Below are 14,427 nucleotides of genomic sequence, written 5' to 3' on the forward strand. Positions count from 1 at the left end.
AGGCTCCTGGGTTGAACCCCGGACGAGTGAAAGTCCGCTCCGTCAACCCTGCGTCGGAGCGCACCCGTCCGCGGGTGACCCGAGGAGCCGATCAGTGCGCCCTGCCATCAGAACACTCGCCGTCCTCGCTTCCGCCGCGACCGCGGCCACCATGGCGACCGGGCTCGCCAACGCCGAGCCGCACCAGGCCCGGATCGTCACGGCCACCGCGACCGCGACGGCCACGCCGATCAAGGACAGCTACATCGTCACCGTCGACCGCTCCGCCCGCGGCCTCACCGCCGCGGCCACCGCGGCCGGCGTCACCCCGACCCACGTGTACGACTCCGCGTTCACCGGGTTCGCCGCCAAGCTCACCCCGGCCCAGCTCCGCAAGCTCAGCCGCGACCCGTCGGTGAAGCTGATCGAGCAGGACATGCTGGTCACCGACGCGCTCGACGCCACCCAGACCAATCCGCCGTCATGGGGCATCGACCGCATCGACCAGCGCAACCTGCCGCTGTCCAACAGCTACACCTGGAACGTCAACGGTTCCGGCGTGCACGCCTACATCATCGACACCGGCATCACGCCCGGCCACCCGGACTTCGGCGGGCGGGCCACGTTCGACTACAACGCCATCGACAGCAACAACACCGACTGCCAGGGCCACGGCACGCACGTGGCGGGCACGGTGGGGTCGAACACCTACGGCGTGGCCAAGGGCGTCCGGCTGCACGGCGTGAAGATGATGAACTGCTCCGGCAGCACCAGCACTTCCGCGGCCATCGCGGCGATCAACTGGGTGACCGCGAACGCCCAGAAGCCCGCCGTGGCCAACACGTCGTGGAACTACCCGGCCAACGCGAGCCTGGAGACCGCGATCCGCAACATGATCTCGTCGGGCGTCTTCCTGGCCACGTCGGCGGGCAACACGGGCGGCAACTCGTGCGACCGCCTGCCGCGCAAGGTGGAGACGGCGTCGGTGGTGGCGTCCTCGGAGCGCACCGACGCGCGGTCGTCGTTCTCCAGCACGGGCGCGTGCGTGGACCTGTACGCCCCCGGCGGTTCGATCGTCTCCACGCTGAACACCGGTGGCGCCGGCACGAAGTCCGGCACGTCGATGGCCACCCCGCACGTCGCGGGCGTCGCGGCCCTGTACAAGTCGCGCTACGGTGACGCGTCCTCGGCGACCGTGCACAACTGGATCAACGCCAACGCCACGCCGAACGTGATCAGCGGCGGCTCGACGGGCGGCACGGTCAACCGCCTGCTGTTCACCAACGCCCTGTGATCGTCCCCGGCGCGCGGGGGGACCAGCCCTCACCCCGCGCGCCGGGGAACCCTACGGCCCCAGCACTTCGGCGAGGTGCTCGGCGAGCACGGCGACGTGGGGGAGGTCCACCATGGACAGGTGGTCGCCCGGCGCCGGAATCACTTCCAGTTCCCCGCACGCGTCCGCCCAGCCCAGGTCGTCGTCCTCCTGGCGGCGCAGGTATCGCGGGTCCAGCACGGTGGTCAACGTTTCCCGCTCACAGGCCCGGTAGAACACGACCCGTCCCGGGAAGTGGCGCGGCGAGTACCGTTCGGCGGCTCGGGCGTCCAGGTAGGACGTCTTCTGGTGCCGCAAGGCTCCCAGGGAGATCGGTAGCCCCCCGTCCACCATCGCCTTGAGCACGGCATCGACCTGCCCCATGTCGTCCAGCTCGCCCAACTCCGCCCAGGGCAGCTCGACGGAAGCCCCTTAGGTCTCCCGGATGTGGGTCACGAGTACGGCCCGTCCGGCTGCACCGACCGCACCCACTCGACGTACCGCTGAGCTTTCCCGGCGATGTCGGGAACGTCATCCAGTCGCTCGTACCCGTAACAGCTTCGGTCACCCAGCAGCTCGGCAAGCGGCCGATACACACTCGTAGGCCCACCGGCCGGGTGAAACAGGTGCACCGGCACTCCAGCACCTTCTCGCAACACCCGAACCACCCCACCGCCCCCGCCAAACCCCTCGGCCACCGCCAGCACCCCGGAGAAGAACGGCCGCCGTCCCAACTCCTTGAACAACTCCACCACCGCATCCCGGTCGAACCGCACCACCCCGGTCGCCACCCGCCCCGACCCGGGCACCGCCTCCAACGCCCGCACCCCCTCCGCCGGCGACAACGCCCGCAGCAACGGGTTCCGCACGTCCACCGCCCGCCATCGCCACCGCACCGCGCGTGACCACCCACAGCCGGGTCCACTGATCGCGGCCAACCGGTGCAGGTCCTCCTCGATCCCTCGCGGTACGAACACCACGCCGTCCCCGGGCTCGTCGGGGTCGCGCGTGACCCGGTGGCCGGCACGGACCAGTGCGTCGGCGATGCCGTCCGCGTCGCCGTCCAGCCGCCAGGTCTTGGGCGGGTGGTCGGTCGGGGCGTCGGCGGGTTCCCAGCGGTGTGCCACGGTGAGGCCGGTGAGCTGGTCGGCCCGCACGCCCAGGACTTCCATCAGGAGGTCACCGTTCTCGGCGAACAGGCGGACGTCACCGGTGGTCGCGGTGGCTTAGGCGGTGTGCGCGCGGCGCGGGTCGCCGTGGCGTGGCGGACCACTGCCCGTCGGTCTTGGCGTGGACCTCGACCGTGCGGCCGGTGAGAGTGGTGGTGATCGGGACGTGGTCGGTGAGGGGGAGGAGGCGGTCGAGCCCTACGCCTACCTGAACCTGATCACCGGCCGCGAACCCGAGGCGGCGCACACGGAGGCGGTCCTGCGGCTGTTGCTGCGCTGAGGACCCCTCGGCGCGGGCTCAGTGCGGGCAGGTGTCCCGGTATTCCGAGATCGTCGTGTCCGGCGCGGGCGCCGGGCACAGGAACTGCTCGTAGCGGGTGTCGTCGTCCACGAACCGCTTGAGCCACGAGATCGCGTACTTCGCGATCGTGGTGTTGGGGAAGTTCACCACGAAGTGGTCGGCGTTGCGGATCTCCAGGTACGCCTTGTCGGTGGTGGCGGGCAGGCTGGTGTAGAAGGGTTCGGAGTGCCGGCCGACCGGGGCGATGATCGTGTCCATTCCATGATGATCACGACGCCTCGACGCGTTGCTTCGTCGGCGCCGGGCCGCGTTCATGCGGATTTCCGGCGGCGGTGCGGTAAACCCACGCCGACCGGCGCCGCAGCGGCCACCCCGGCCGTGATTCTGCTCATGGAACCCACGTCGTCCTACTTCCTCGCAGAAGGAAATGGGCAGGCCGCGCGGCGGACAGCAGCTCATCGCGGAAAACCGCGGCCGGGAAGGGAAATTGTCTGTAGATTTCCGCGAATAAAGCGGCGTGCATTGTTCGTCGGTGTGGCAACGGGCGGGTGTGTCAAGATCGTGGCATGGGGAGATTCGTGCTGCCGTTGGACGACCCGGGGGCGGACCTGGCCACCGTCGGCGGGAAGGGGGCGTCGTTGGCGCGCCTGGTCCGGGCCGGGTTGCCGGTGCCGGGCGGGTTCCACGTGACGACCGACGCGTTCCGGCTGGCCGGCCCGGCGGGGGAGGTGCCGGCGGAGGTGGCCGACGAGATCCGCGCGGCGCTGCCGGACGGCCCGGTCGCGGTGCGGTCCTCCGCGACCGCCGAGGACCTGCCGGACCTGTCCTTCGCGGGCCAGCACGACACCGTGTTGGACGTGCGCGGCGAGGGCGTGCTGGACGCGGTCCGCCGGTGCTGGGCGTCGCTGGGCACCGAGCGGGCCGTGGCGTACCGGGCGCGCAACGGCATCACCGACGCGGCGATGGGCGTGGTGGTGCAGGAGATGGTGCCCGCCGACGCCGCCGGCGTGCTGTTCACCGCCAACCCGGTGACCGGGGCGCGGGACGAGACCGTCGTCAACGCCGCGCCGGGCCTGGGGGAGGCCCTGGTCGGCGGCGAGGTCACGCCGGACGAGTACGTCGTCGCCGGGGAGCGGTGAAGTCCGCGACCGGTGCGGTGTTGGATGAGGCGCGGGTCTTGGAGCTGGCCGCGCTGGGTGCGCGCGTCCAGGACCTGTACGGGGTGCCGGTGGACGTGGAGTGGGCGGTGCACGACGGCCGGATCGCGATCCTCCAGGCCCGGCCGGTGACCGCGTTGCCGGAGGTGTGGAACGACAGCCTGCGCGGCGACTACCTGTGGACGTGCGCGAACCTCGGCGAGGCCGTGCCCAGCGTGATGACGCCCGCCACGTGGTCGTTCGCGCAGGTCCTGGCCCGGCCGCCGATCGGCGGCGTGCCCACCACCGGCAACATCGGCGGCCGGTTCTACCTCAACCTGAGCGCGGTGTTCGCCGTCGCGTCGGCCCTGGGCCTGACCGGCCTGATGCGGCGCCTGGCCGAGCACACCTTCGGCCGCATCCCCGACGACGTCGAGGTGCCGCCCCTGCCGCTGTCCCGCCGGGCGACCGTGCGCGCCGCGCTGGGGGCGGCGGTCCCGTTCGTGCGGCAGACCCGCGAGTACCGCCGCCGGATCGGCGTGCTGCTGCCCGGCGCGCCGGCCCGCGCGGAGGAGCTGCGGGCGCGGATCGCCGCCACCCGGACGCCGGCCGAGCTGAGTGCACTGTGGACGTCCGATGTGGACGCTTTCCTGCGCGACGACATCCGGGTCTACGACGCCGGCGCGGGCTCGGTGGTCATGGACGACGCCAAACTCCGCCGCAAGCTGTACGCCCTGGTGGGCGAGGCCGACACCACCGCCCTGATGACGGGCGCGCACGGCGCGGACGGAGACCTGGCCAGCCTGGGTCCCCTGCTGGGCCTGTCCCGCCTGCGGAGGGGCGAGATCGACCGCGCCACCTACACCCGCCTGTGGGGCCACCGGTGCGCCGACGAGTACGAAGTCTCCGTGCCCAGGCCGGCCGAAGACCCGACCTGGATAGACCGGCAGCTCGCCCTGGACGGCCCGGACCCGGAAGAACTGCTGCACCGCCAGGCCATCGCCCGCGACCAGGCCCGGCAACGCCTCCTCGCCGCCCACCCCCGCAAGGCCGCACGCATCCGCCGCGAGCTGGACGCTTTGGCCGAGGCCACGCGCGGACGGGAACGGGCACGCTCGGAGATGGTGCGCGGCTTCGCCGTGCTGCGCGCTTTCGTGGTGCGGGCGGGGGAACTGACCGGCGCGGACACGTTCATGCTGTCCTATCGGGAGATCCTGGCGGTGCTGGACGGCGACACCCGGCCGTTGGCCCTGATCGACGCAAGACGAGCCGCGTACGACCGCTACCGCCGTACCCGACCCTGATTCGGGGGCCGTTCACGCCCGAGACCTGGGCCACCGACCCGGACCGCCGCCAGGACCTGTACGACAGCACCGGTGTCCAGCCGCCCGAGGAGGATGCCATCACCGGCTTCCCCGGCGCGGCAGGCGTGGCCGAAGGTTCAGCGAGGGTCGTTGCCGGCCTTGAGGCGGGTGATCTTCTGCAACCGGGCGAGATCCTCGTCACCACGGTCACCAACATCGGGTGGACCCCGTTGTTCCCCCGGGCGGCGGCAGTGGTCACCGACGTGGGCGCACCGCTCTCCCACGCCGCCATCGTCGCCCGCGAACTGGGCATACCGGCCGTGGTCGGCTGCGGCAACGCGACGAGTCGCATCAAGAGCGGCGACCGGATCCGCGTGGATGGCGGCCGGGGCACCGTGACACCCGTGTGAATCCTGACCAGCCCAAGACGTCCTTGTGCGCGATGGCGCTGTGCGATGTCACCCGGCGTCGCCTGGGGGTCCGCTGTCGGAAATGCGGGCGGCGACCTTGGCCTTGAAGTGCGGGCACTCGGTGATGTCCTCGGCCTCGCACTCCATCGCGTGCTCGAGCACCGACAGGGAGGCCTGGAGCGCGGCGATCCGTTCGGCCAGCCGGTCGTGGTGCTCGCGGTAGAGGGCGCGGCGGGTCGGGAGGTCGGCGGTGGCGGCGAACAGGCGGAGGATCTGGTCCAGGCCGAGTCCGGCTTCCTTGGCCAGGAGGATCATCGCGACCCGCGTCTCGTCCGCCGGCCCGTACCGCCGCCTTCCGTTCGCCTGCCTGCGCGGGGTGAGCAGGCCGACGTCCTCCCAGTGGCGCAGCACGTGGGTGGCGAGCCCGAACCGGTCGGCGAGCGCCCCGATCGCCATCTCCTCGGTTGACTTCATGTCGACATGAAGTTGCACAGTGGTCGGCGTTGTCAACCACTCAGGAGACCCTTGTGACCGACCACCTGTCCCGCGACTACTTCGACCAGAAGCGCAGCGCCGCCTACGAACGACGGGCCGTGCGCCTGTTGGGCGGCCTGTACCGGCGGGTCGCGGACGACGTCGCGGCCGTGGCGCCGCCGGGCGCGTCGGTGCTCGACGTCGGCACCGGGCCCGGTCGGCTCCTGCACGAGATCGCGTCCCGACGCCCGGACCTCGTGCTGGGCGGGGTCGACCTGTCCGCCGACATGGTCGCGTTGGCCGCGGCCGGCGCCGGGGGTTGGGCTTCGCGGATCGTGGTCGCGGACGTGGCGGACCTGCCGCACCCGGACGACAGCGTGGACGTGGCGGTGTCGACGTTGAGCATGCACGAGTGGCCGGACCCGGGGCGGGCGGTGGGGGAGTTGGCGCGCGTGCTGCGTCCGGGTGGGGTGCTGCTGGTGTACGACTTCCGCTTCAGCCGGGTCGGGCGGGAGTCCTTCGCCGGACTCGTCGACGTCCGGCGCACGCCGGTCCGCCCGAAGCGCCGGCCGCCGGCGCTGTTCACCCGCGTGTCCGCTACCGCGCCCTGAAACCACCGAGCCAGGCGTCCCGGTACTCCTCCTGCTCGGCGATCGTCGCGAGCAGTTCCACCGGGGCGTCGTCCAGCGTCGGCACCAGGTCCGCCAACTCGGTCCGTTGCCCCGGCCGCATCACGTAGGCGCTTTGGCCGCCGCCCATGTCCCGCGCCATCCCGCTCGGCCACACGTCCCGCCGCGCACCCCGCGCCGCGACCGCGATCCCGGCCGGCTCCAACTGCCGCCGCAACCGGGTCAGCGCCTCGAACAGGTCCGGCCCGGTTGCGGTGAACAGGTCCTTGCTCACCACCAGTTCCACCCGGTAGCGCGGCCACGGCCCTTCATACCCGTCGAGCTGAGCCCGAAGCGGCGCGCGAGCCTGCTCGCCACCGCGCACGACGACGACCTCGCGCTCCACCAACACCTCGGGGTACCTGTCCGCCACCGGCCGATCAAAGCAGACGCCGGCGTCCCGGGCCGCAGCCGGTGTCTAGCGTTGCGTCTCGCGGTTCAGGGAACTGGTCACCAAGAAGATGCGGAGCATGAAGACGGTGGCGGTGATGCCGAGGACAAGCCACGAAAGTGGCAGCAACAACTCCGGTGGGCCGTCGTAGGCGCGGGCGACGATGAACCTCGGATGCCCTGTCCGAGGGTGCTTGCTGGTCATGGTGATGGGGACCTCGCGGCCGATGTCCGCTGGGGTGATCTCGTGTCGGAACGACGAGGTGTAGGTCTTGCCCTCCCACTGGAAGGTCACCGAGCAGTCGTGGACCAGGCCCAGGTGGAAGCCGCCGGCCTCGCACTTCACGTCCCTGCCAACGGCGTCGGCGGTGTTCTCCGGCTTGTCACCCCAGTAGACGCCGTCGTACAGGAAGATCATCACATAAACGCACAGCAGGATGAGCACGCCGAGCACTCGGCGCTTGCGGTGCCACGGTCGGGGGGTCATTGTTCCTTGTCCCGGTTCCGGTACGGCAGGAACACCTGGTTGCCCTGGTCGCGGTCCTTCTCCTCGGACTTCTCCACGTCATCCGCCCAGAACCCCTTGTTGAGCTCCTTGAGCCCTTCGCGGGTCGGGGAGATCAGGTCGCCGGCGGCGGGCATCAGGTGGCCGATGTCGAACGTCCGGGCGGCGCGCGCCCAGTTCTGGCCGTCGATGATGCCGTTGCCCACGATGTTGTCGAACCGGGACAACGGACGGGGCACGTGGGTCGGGTCGGGCATGTCCGCGCTGCGGGTGTTCGGCGGCGGGCTGCCGATCCGGTTGAACAGGTCCTGCACGCGCTGCTTGCGGTTCGGGCCGTTCTGCTTGACGCGGTCCGCCCAGTCGCCGACGCGCCGGTTCCAGTTCTGGGCGATGTCGTTGGCGCGGTTGGTGATGTTGTCCATCGAGTCCCGGCCGCGGTTGGCGCCGTTGGCCAGGTTGTCGCCGAGGTTGTCCAAGCGGTCGGCGCGGGCGTTGCGCACCGACGACGCGTGCAGCAGCTCGCCCGCCCGCTGGTTGCCCGCCGGGGTGTTGGGGGACATGCGGGCCATGTCGGCCAGCTCGTCCGCCCGGCCGCGCATGCCGGCGCCCATCCGCTTGGCCACCGCGGACAGCTTGTCCATGATGGTGAACAGCTTCTTGAGGAACTGGGCGATCTTGCCGCCGATCTGGATCGCCTTGGTCACCGCGCGGGTGATGAACGCGGCGATGGACGCGCCGGCCGTGGGCACGGCGGCGGCCGCCGCCGGGATGCCCCACGTGATCAAAGTGGCGGCCAGCTCGGCGAGCACGTCGCGGATCAGGGCACGGGTGGCGGCGACCGCCGCACCCGCGAGCTTGATGGCCGTCGCGGCCTCCTCGGCGGACGTCGCCGCTTTCTTCAGGTGGGCGACCAGGGCGTCGGCGCGCTTGCCGTAGGCGTCGGCCCCGCCACCCTCCCAGTCGGCGATCTTGCCGCGGCTCGTCTCGTACGTGCCGGCGACCTCGTTGAGCCGCTCGGAGATCTTCGTCCACGTGTTCGCGACGGCCTCGATCGCGGGCGGGTCGCCGGCCAGGTCGTCGAACGGCTTGCGGACGAAGCTGACGTTCTCGATGATCCAGCCGACGACGCTGGCGGCGAGCGTGCCCAACGGGTCCACGGCCGCGCCCACCAGGCCCAGGCCCATCGCGATGCCGTCGATGGCCAGCGCGACCTCGTCGAGTTCCTTGTCCTTGACGTTGCCGTTGTCGTCTTTGGCCTGGCTCTTGCCCGAGAAGTTGCGGACGAGGTCCTCGCCGGTGTCCAGCAGACCCGCGCCGGTGAAGATCTTGCCGTCGTCCTGGGGCTTCTGGACCAGTTCGTTCGTCATCCGTTCATCCCGTCGAAGGTCCGGCGCTCACCCTGGTCGGTGGTGTCGTAGAGGTTCGCGCTCGCCCGCAGCTCCGCGCCGGTGGCGTCCAGCGCCTCGGGCAGCTTGGCCAGCAGGTCGCGGGCGGTGTCCAGCTCGTCGTTGAAGATGAACGAGTAGACCTGGCAGATCACACCCATCGTCTCGGCCCCGAGCTTCACCTGCCCGGCGGCGTCCACGGCCTCCCGCACTTCGGACGACAGCGTGCCGTCGAGCAGCTTGGCGTGGTCCTCCAGATCCGCCTTGCTGGTCTTGAACCCGCTCATCGCAGCACCGGCCCGCCGTAGTAGTCGTCGTCGTCCTTGGGCGGCTCGCGCCGCTCGCGATCGGCGGGCGGCGTGGCGATGCCGGTCGGGTCGATCGCGGCGATGCCCTGCTCGACCTGCTCGCGCAGGAAGCTCATGCCCTCGCCGTCGCCGAGCACCGGCCGCACCGTCTCCTCGATCATCCGCGCCGCGTCCACCTGGGCCTTGCGGATCGTGGTCATGATCGTGGCGCCCAGCGCGGTGTGGCCCAGGCTGTCGGCCTTCGGGGAGAGCTGGAGCGACTCGATGCGCCCGCCGGAGGCGACCGTCACGGTCACCGCGCCGTCGGGGCTGGTCGCCGTGGTGCGGGCGTCGCGGAAGGCGGTCTGGATGGCGTCCACCTGCTGCTGCGCGCGCTGCAGGTGCTGCTCGAAGTCGGCCAGGTACTGGTGTGGGTCGGTCACTCGATGTCCTCGTGGTGGCGGTTCTCTGCCCCGGATGGTGGCACGGCCGGCGGGCCCGGATGATCGAAATGGGACGATACGGATCCCCGATGTGGAGGAGAGGTGGGTAGGTGACGGCCCAGGAGACGACGCGGCCGCCGATCACCGTGCGGGCGCGCGAGCACGCCCGCACGATCCCCAACAGCTGGTTGCAGGTGTTCGACCCGGTGGTGGAGAAGGTCGTCGGTCCGGTCAGCGAGGCGGTGATCGGCCGGTACCTGGTCGACGCGCGCGGTGAGATCACCGACACCTACGTCGAGAACCCGCGCTACCAGGGTCCGGGCAACGAGCTGGAAGGGGCGGTGTTCCTGGTCGGCGCCGGGTCGATCGCACCGGACGAGGCGTTGCTGGCGGTGCTGGGCGGCGAGCTGGTCCTGCCGCTGGACCCGACCCGCCGCGACCGGCCGCACCTGGTGCTGCGCGAGGAGCGCGGGGTGCGGGTGGTGGACGCCTTCACCTCCGACCGGGTCGTGCCCGCCGACTGGCCGCCGCACTGGCAGCGCCGCACGGGCGCGGAGCTCGCGGTCGTGTTCGACCGGGCGGACGAGCCGTTCGAGCTGCGGCTGTGCGGGCCGGCCGGGGTGCGGCTGACCGTGCCCGGCGACGAACTGGTGCGGGCGCTGCACGGCGCGGTGCTCTGACCGCCGGCGGCACCGCGCCCGGTCACAGCTCGTGCGGCAGCCCCACGTAGTTCTCGGCCAGGCTGGTCGCGGCGGCGGTCGACGAGCACACGTACCTGAGCTGCGAGAGCTGGAGTTCGCGGTCGAGGTCGTCGCCGGTCACGTGCAGCATCGAGGTCATCCACCACGAGAAGTGCGTGCACCGCCACACCCGGCGCAACGCCCGCTCCCCGTAGGTCTCCAGCAGGTCCGACCGGCCCTCGGTGAAGAACGCGATCAACGCCCGGGACAGCACGGCGACGTCCGCGACCGCCAGGTTGAGCCCCTTCGCACCGGTCGGCGGCACGATGTGCGCCGCGTCGCCGACCAGGAACAACCGCCCGTGGTGCATGGGCGCGCTGACAAAGGAACGCATCGGCGTGATGCCCTTGTCGACGATCGGGCCGGTTTGGAGCGTCCAGCCGTCCAGCGCGAGCCGCGTGCTCAACTCCGTCCACACCCGGTCGTCGGACCAGTTGCCGATGTCCTCACCGCGGTCCACCTGGAGGTACAGCCGGCTCAGGCTGGGGGAGCGCATGCTGTGCATGGCGAAACCGCGGGGGTGCCACGCGTAGATCAGCTCGTCGGTCGACGGCGGCACCTCGGCCAGGACGCCGAGCCACCCGTACGGGTAGTCCCGCTCCCACGTCCGTGAGCCGGGTACGTGCGCCCGGCTGACACCGTGGAAACCGTCCGCCCCGACCACGAAATCGGCCTCCACCACCTGCCGGACCCCGTCAGCGTCCACAAAGGACACCGACGGCCGGGAACCCGGGTCGTGCAAAGCGGTCTCGGAGACCTCGAAGTGGACGGCGTCGCCGCGCACCGCGAGCAGGTCCTTCACCACCTCGGTCTGCCCGTAGATCCACACCGACCGCCCGGTCAGCGCCTGGAAGTCGATCCGGTGCCGCTCGCCGGGCCACTGGAGGTACACGCCGTCGTGCCGCAGCCCCACGGACTTCAGCCGGTCGCCCAGACCGGAGTCGATCAGCAAATCCACGGTGTCCTGCTCCAGCACGCCGGCCCGGATGCGGGCCTCGACGTACGCGCGGGACCGGTTCTCGACCACCACGGACTCCACGCCGCGCAGCGAGAGCAGGTGGGACAGCAGCAGGCCGGCGGGGCCGGCGCCGACGATGGCGACCTGTGTGCGCATGTCGACGAGCCTCGCGGAGCCGACCGACGCCGCGGAAGTCGAAACGTCCACTCAGTGGCAGTCGAGTGCTCAGCGGCAGGCGCTCAGTGCTGGGTGCGGGAGATCCCGGCGGCGGCGACGCGGAGGGCGGCGAGGTGGCGGCCGGGGTCCCGGCGGGTGGCCAGGACCAGGCCGATCGACGCCACCACGGCACCGGACGCGTCGAGCACGGGCACCGCCACCGAGCACGTCCCCAGCGTCATCTCCTGCACGGTCCGGGCGTACCCGCGCCGCCGCACCTCGGCCAGCTCGCGCAGCAGCCGGCCCGGCTCGGTGATCGTGTACGGGGTGACCTTCTCGGCGGACGCGACGACCGACGCGATCACGTCCTCGGGCGCGTGGGCGAGCAGCACCTTCCCGACCCCGGTGGCGTGCAGCGGCAACCGCCCGCCGGGCCGGCTGACCAGCGGCACGGACGTCCGGCCGTAGAGACGTTCCAGGTAGAGCGCCTGCAACCCGTCCCGCACGGCCAGGTGGACGTTCTCCCGCGTGGCCTCGTACAAATCCTGGAGGAACGGCAGCGCCACGTCCCGCAGCCCGCCCTGCACCCTGGCCAGCAGCCCCAGCTGCCACAGCCGCCGACCCACGACGTACCTGCGGTCGGGCAGCCGTTCCAGCACCTGCCGGTTGACCAGGTCGGCGGCCAGCCGGCGCACGGTGGTCACCGGCAGACCGCTGTGCCGGGCGAGTTCGGCCAGGCGCAGGCCGTCGCGGCGGCCCTCGAAGGCGTCCAGCACACCCAGCGCCTTCTCCAGCACCCCGCGTCCCGACGACCGACCCGCCATGGCGTCACGGTACCCGCGCCGGGCGAGGGTCTGGTTCTCGCGAACCAGACCCTCGCTTGGATCAGGCCGCGTTCAATGCGAGGTCGTCCAGCACGAAGGATGTGTGGTACGACCAGTCCTCGCTGCCGGTGAAGGTCAGGGTCACCGACTGGCCCGCGTACGCGCCCACGTTGAACGTGCGCAGGGCGTACCCGGACGGGTTGAGGTTGGTGTAGGTGGCCAGCGTGGTGCCGTTGGCCTTGATGGTGAAGGTGTCGAACACCGCGGGCTCGTACTCCGAGGTGCTGATCTTCAGGTACAGCGACAGGGTGGAGTTCGTGCAGCCCGCCGGGACCGTGACGACCTGCTGGAGCGTCTCGGTCGCGGTGTAGCCGTAGCCGCTGATCCACGACGAGCGGGTGCCGGTGCGCGGCGCGCCCTCACCGGTCCAGGCGCCGATCGTCCAGGTGGCGTTGGACCAGCCGGTGGTGCCGGACTCGAAGCCGGGGTTCACCAGCTTCTGGCCGGGGCTGGTGCACGAGCCGCCGGGCGGGCTGATCGTCCAGGTGAACGTGGTGCTGCCGGACTTGCTCGCGGAGTCGGTGGCGGTCGCGGTCACCGAGTAGGAGCCGGCGGTGGTCGGCGTGCCGGAGATCAGGCCGGTGCTCGGGGCGATGGAGAGGCCGGGCGGCAGGCCGGTGGCGGACCAGGTGTACGGGGGAGTGCCGCCGCTGGCCTTGAGCTGGAGGCTGGTCGCGGTGCCCACGGTCCCGGTCTGGTTGCCCGGCGGGGTGACCGACGGGCTGCCCGGCACCGAGCCGCCGGTGTTGACGAACAGCAGGCGGTTGGGGGAGCCGGTGCCCGGGTTGGTGATCTTGCCGGTGGTGGAGTTCGCGATGAGCTGGCTCTGCACCTGGGCGGGGGTCAGGGTCGGGGTCGCGCCCAGCAGCAGCGCCGCGCCGCCGGCGACGTGCGGGGCGGCCATGGACGTGCCGGAGATGGTGTTGGTCGCGGTGTCGCTGGTCATCCACGCGGAGGTGATGTTGACGCCCGGCGCGAAGATGTCGGTGCAGGTGCCGTAGTTGGAGAACGACGCACGGCCGTCGTTGGCGTCCGAGGCGTTGACCGTGACCGCCTCGGCGACGCGCGCCGGGGTGAAGTTGCAGGCGTCGGCGTTGGAGTTGCCCGACGCGATGGCGTAGGTGACGCCGTCGGCGATGGAGTTGCGGACGGCGTTCTCGGTGGTGGCGTCGCTGCCCTGCGCGCCCAGGCTCATGTTCGCCACGGCCGGGCCGGAGGTGTGGTTGCCGGTGACCCAGTCGATGCCCGCCGCGACCCCGGCGAACGAGCCGGAACCCTGGCAGTTGAGCACCTTGACCGCGACCAGCTTCACGCCCTTGGCGACACCGTAGGAGGTGCCGCCGACCGTGCCGGCGACGTGCGTGCCGTGGCCGTTGCAGTCGGTGTTGTTGCTGTCGACGGTGTTGGTGCCCCAGACCGCGCGCCCGCCGAAGTCGGAGTGGGTGGTGCGGATGCCGGTGTCGATGATGTACGCGGTGACGTTCGACGCCGTGTTGGGGTAGGTGTAGCTGGTGTCCAGCGGCAGGTCGCGCTGGTCGATGCGGTTGAGGCCCCAGGAGGGCGGGTTGGGCTGGGTGTCCAGGGCCTCGACGGTGCCGTTCTGCTCGACGTAGGCCACGGTCGGCTCGGCGGCCAGCCGGCGGGCGGCGCGTTCGGAGAGCGTGCCCGCGAAGCCCTTGAGCGCGTGGCGGTAGGTGTGCTCGACCTTGGCGGAGTACTTGGCGCTCAGGTCGGTGGTGAGCGCGTCGACGCTCTGGGTGGACAGGTCGTTGAAGACGACGATGTAGCTGTCCTTGATCGCACGCGGGTTGTCCGCGCCGAGGATTTCGCCTTCGGCCGCGGCGGGCGTGGCCGTGCCGGCCAACGCGAGCGCCGTCACCGCGGCCGTGCTCAAGGCGAGCAGGGGTGTTCGATTTCCGCGCATGG

At 71.4% G+C, this 14,427-nt stretch carries 18 protein-coding genes and 1 pseudogene; 7 read left to right on the forward strand and 12 right to left on the reverse strand.

Annotation, left to right across the window (positions count from 1 at the left end; all coding sequences use genetic code 11):
• Window positions 1-94: 94 nt before the first annotated feature.
• The gene (locus tag RIN75_RS06700) at window positions 95-1,273 is read left to right on the forward strand and encodes a S8 family peptidase (protein WP_309110905.1); all 1,179 of its coding nucleotides are present in this window, start codon (window positions 95-97) and stop codon (window positions 1,271-1,273) included.
• Window positions 1,274-1,324: 51 nt separating this feature from the next.
• Here the strand turns inward: RIN75_RS06700 and RIN75_RS06705 are convergent, their stop codons facing one another.
• On the reverse strand, window positions 1,325-1,675 hold the full coding sequence (locus RIN75_RS06705) for a hypothetical protein (RefSeq protein ID WP_309110906.1): 351 nt from the start codon (window positions 1,673-1,675) through the stop codon (window positions 1,325-1,327).
• A 68-nt stretch (window positions 1,676-1,743) separates the two neighbouring features.
• Complete coding sequence (locus RIN75_RS06710) at window positions 1,744-2,463, reverse strand: hypothetical protein (RefSeq protein WP_309110907.1); 720 nt, start codon at window positions 2,461-2,463, stop codon at window positions 1,744-1,746.
• A gap of 118 nt (window positions 2,464-2,581) precedes the next feature.
• On the opposite strand from RIN75_RS06710, the gene RIN75_RS06715 reads away from it, so the two are divergent.
• Entirely contained in the window at window positions 2,582-2,740 is a 159-nt protein-coding gene (locus RIN75_RS06715) for a hypothetical protein (RefSeq protein ID WP_309110908.1), read from the forward strand.
• An 18-nt stretch (window positions 2,741-2,758) separates the two neighbouring features.
• On the opposite strand, the pseudogene RIN75_RS06720 reads toward RIN75_RS06715, so the two are convergent.
• Window positions 2,759-3,007 (reverse strand): annotated as a pseudogene (locus RIN75_RS06720) (alpha/beta hydrolase); the annotation flags it as partial.
• Window positions 3,008-3,327: 320 nt separating this feature from the next.
• Between RIN75_RS06720 and RIN75_RS06725 the strand changes: the two are divergent.
• The 3 genes from RIN75_RS06725 (at window position 3,328) to RIN75_RS06735 (ending at window position 5,611) form a co-directional block, all read left to right on the forward strand.
• Entirely contained in the window at window positions 3,328-3,900 is a 573-nt protein-coding gene (locus tag RIN75_RS06725; protein WP_309110909.1) for a PEP/pyruvate-binding domain-containing protein, read from the forward strand.
• Window positions 3,897-5,201, forward strand: a complete 1,305-nt coding sequence (locus RIN75_RS06730) for a PEP/pyruvate-binding domain-containing protein (protein WP_309110910.1) — start codon at window positions 3,897-3,899, stop codon at window positions 5,199-5,201. Before RIN75_RS06725 ends, RIN75_RS06730 begins: the two co-directional genes overlap by 4 nt.
• 125 nt (window positions 5,202-5,326) lie before the next feature.
• On the forward strand, window positions 5,327-5,611 hold the full coding sequence (locus RIN75_RS06735) for a PEP-utilizing enzyme (protein WP_309110911.1): 285 nt from the start codon (window positions 5,327-5,329) through the stop codon (window positions 5,609-5,611).
• Between the two features lie 48 nt (window positions 5,612-5,659).
• Here the strand turns inward: RIN75_RS06735 and RIN75_RS06740 are convergent, their stop codons facing one another.
• Window positions 5,660-6,085 (reverse strand): MerR family transcriptional regulator, encoded by a 426-nt coding sequence (locus RIN75_RS06740; protein ID WP_309110912.1) that lies wholly within the window; start codon window positions 6,083-6,085, stop codon window positions 5,660-5,662.
• Window positions 6,086-6,138: 53 nt separating this feature from the next.
• Between RIN75_RS06740 and RIN75_RS06745 the strand changes: the two genes are divergently transcribed.
• Window positions 6,139-6,696, forward strand: coding sequence for a class I SAM-dependent methyltransferase (locus RIN75_RS06745; RefSeq protein WP_309110913.1), 558 nt, complete (start codon window positions 6,139-6,141; stop codon window positions 6,694-6,696).
• Here RIN75_RS06745 and RIN75_RS06750 read toward each other — a convergent pair.
• Genes RIN75_RS06750 through RIN75_RS06770 form a run of 5 tightly spaced genes read right to left on the reverse strand, consistent with a single transcriptional unit; the run spans window position 6,683 to window position 9,763 of the window.
• On the reverse strand, window positions 6,683-7,126 hold the full coding sequence (locus RIN75_RS06750; protein WP_309110914.1) for a hypothetical protein: 444 nt from the start codon (window positions 7,124-7,126) through the stop codon (window positions 6,683-6,685). The two genes, RIN75_RS06745 and RIN75_RS06750, sit on opposite strands and share 14 nt — an antisense overlap.
• A 45-nt stretch (window positions 7,127-7,171) precedes the next feature.
• Window positions 7,172-7,630 carry a DUF6346 domain-containing protein gene (locus RIN75_RS06755; RefSeq protein ID WP_309110915.1) on the reverse strand — a complete coding sequence of 153 codons (459 nt, stop codon included), beginning with the start codon at window positions 7,628-7,630 and terminating at the stop codon, window positions 7,172-7,174.
• Window positions 7,627-9,015: a hypothetical protein gene (locus RIN75_RS06760; RefSeq protein ID WP_309110916.1), complete on the reverse strand. Its 1,389-nt coding sequence runs from the start codon at window positions 9,013-9,015 to the stop codon at window positions 7,627-7,629. Before RIN75_RS06760 ends, RIN75_RS06755 begins: the two co-directional genes overlap by 4 nt.
• Entirely contained in the window at window positions 9,012-9,320 is a 309-nt protein-coding gene (locus RIN75_RS06765) for a type VII secretion target (protein ID WP_309110917.1), read from the reverse strand. Before RIN75_RS06765 ends, RIN75_RS06760 begins: the two co-directional genes overlap by 4 nt.
• Window positions 9,317-9,763 (reverse strand): YbaB/EbfC family nucleoid-associated protein, encoded by a 447-nt coding sequence (locus tag RIN75_RS06770; protein WP_309110918.1) that lies wholly within the window; start codon window positions 9,761-9,763, stop codon window positions 9,317-9,319. Before RIN75_RS06770 ends, RIN75_RS06765 begins: the two co-directional genes overlap by 4 nt.
• Before the next feature lie 110 nt (window positions 9,764-9,873).
• On the opposite strand from RIN75_RS06770, the gene RIN75_RS06775 reads away from it, so the two are divergent.
• A complete protein-coding gene (locus RIN75_RS06775) occupies window positions 9,874-10,443 on the forward strand; it encodes a hypothetical protein (protein WP_309110919.1) in 570 nt (189 codons plus the stop codon).
• 22 nt (window positions 10,444-10,465) lie between these two features.
• On the opposite strand, the gene RIN75_RS06780 is transcribed toward RIN75_RS06775, so the two are convergent.
• The 3 genes from RIN75_RS06780 to RIN75_RS06790 all read right to left on the reverse strand — a co-directional run bounded on the left by RIN75_RS06780 (window position 10,466) and on the right by RIN75_RS06790 (window position 14,425).
• Window positions 10,466-11,617: a 4-hydroxybenzoate 3-monooxygenase gene (locus RIN75_RS06780; protein ID WP_309110920.1), complete on the reverse strand. Its 1,152-nt coding sequence runs from the start codon at window positions 11,615-11,617 to the stop codon at window positions 10,466-10,468.
• An 83-nt stretch (window positions 11,618-11,700) separates the two neighbouring features.
• The gene (locus RIN75_RS06785; protein ID WP_309110921.1) at window positions 11,701-12,441 is read right to left on the reverse strand and encodes an IclR family transcriptional regulator; all 741 of its coding nucleotides are present in this window, start codon (window positions 12,439-12,441) and stop codon (window positions 11,701-11,703) included.
• Between the two features lie 61 nt (window positions 12,442-12,502).
• Entirely contained in the window at window positions 12,503-14,425 is a 1,923-nt protein-coding gene (locus RIN75_RS06790) for a S8 family peptidase (protein WP_309110922.1), read from the reverse strand.
• Window positions 14,426-14,427 lie beyond the last annotated feature (2 nt).

Origin of the sequence: Saccharothrix sp. (genome assembly GCF_031180885.1) — a bacterium.
Classification (GTDB): domain Bacteria; phylum Actinomycetota; class Actinomycetes; order Mycobacteriales; family Pseudonocardiaceae; genus Actinosynnema.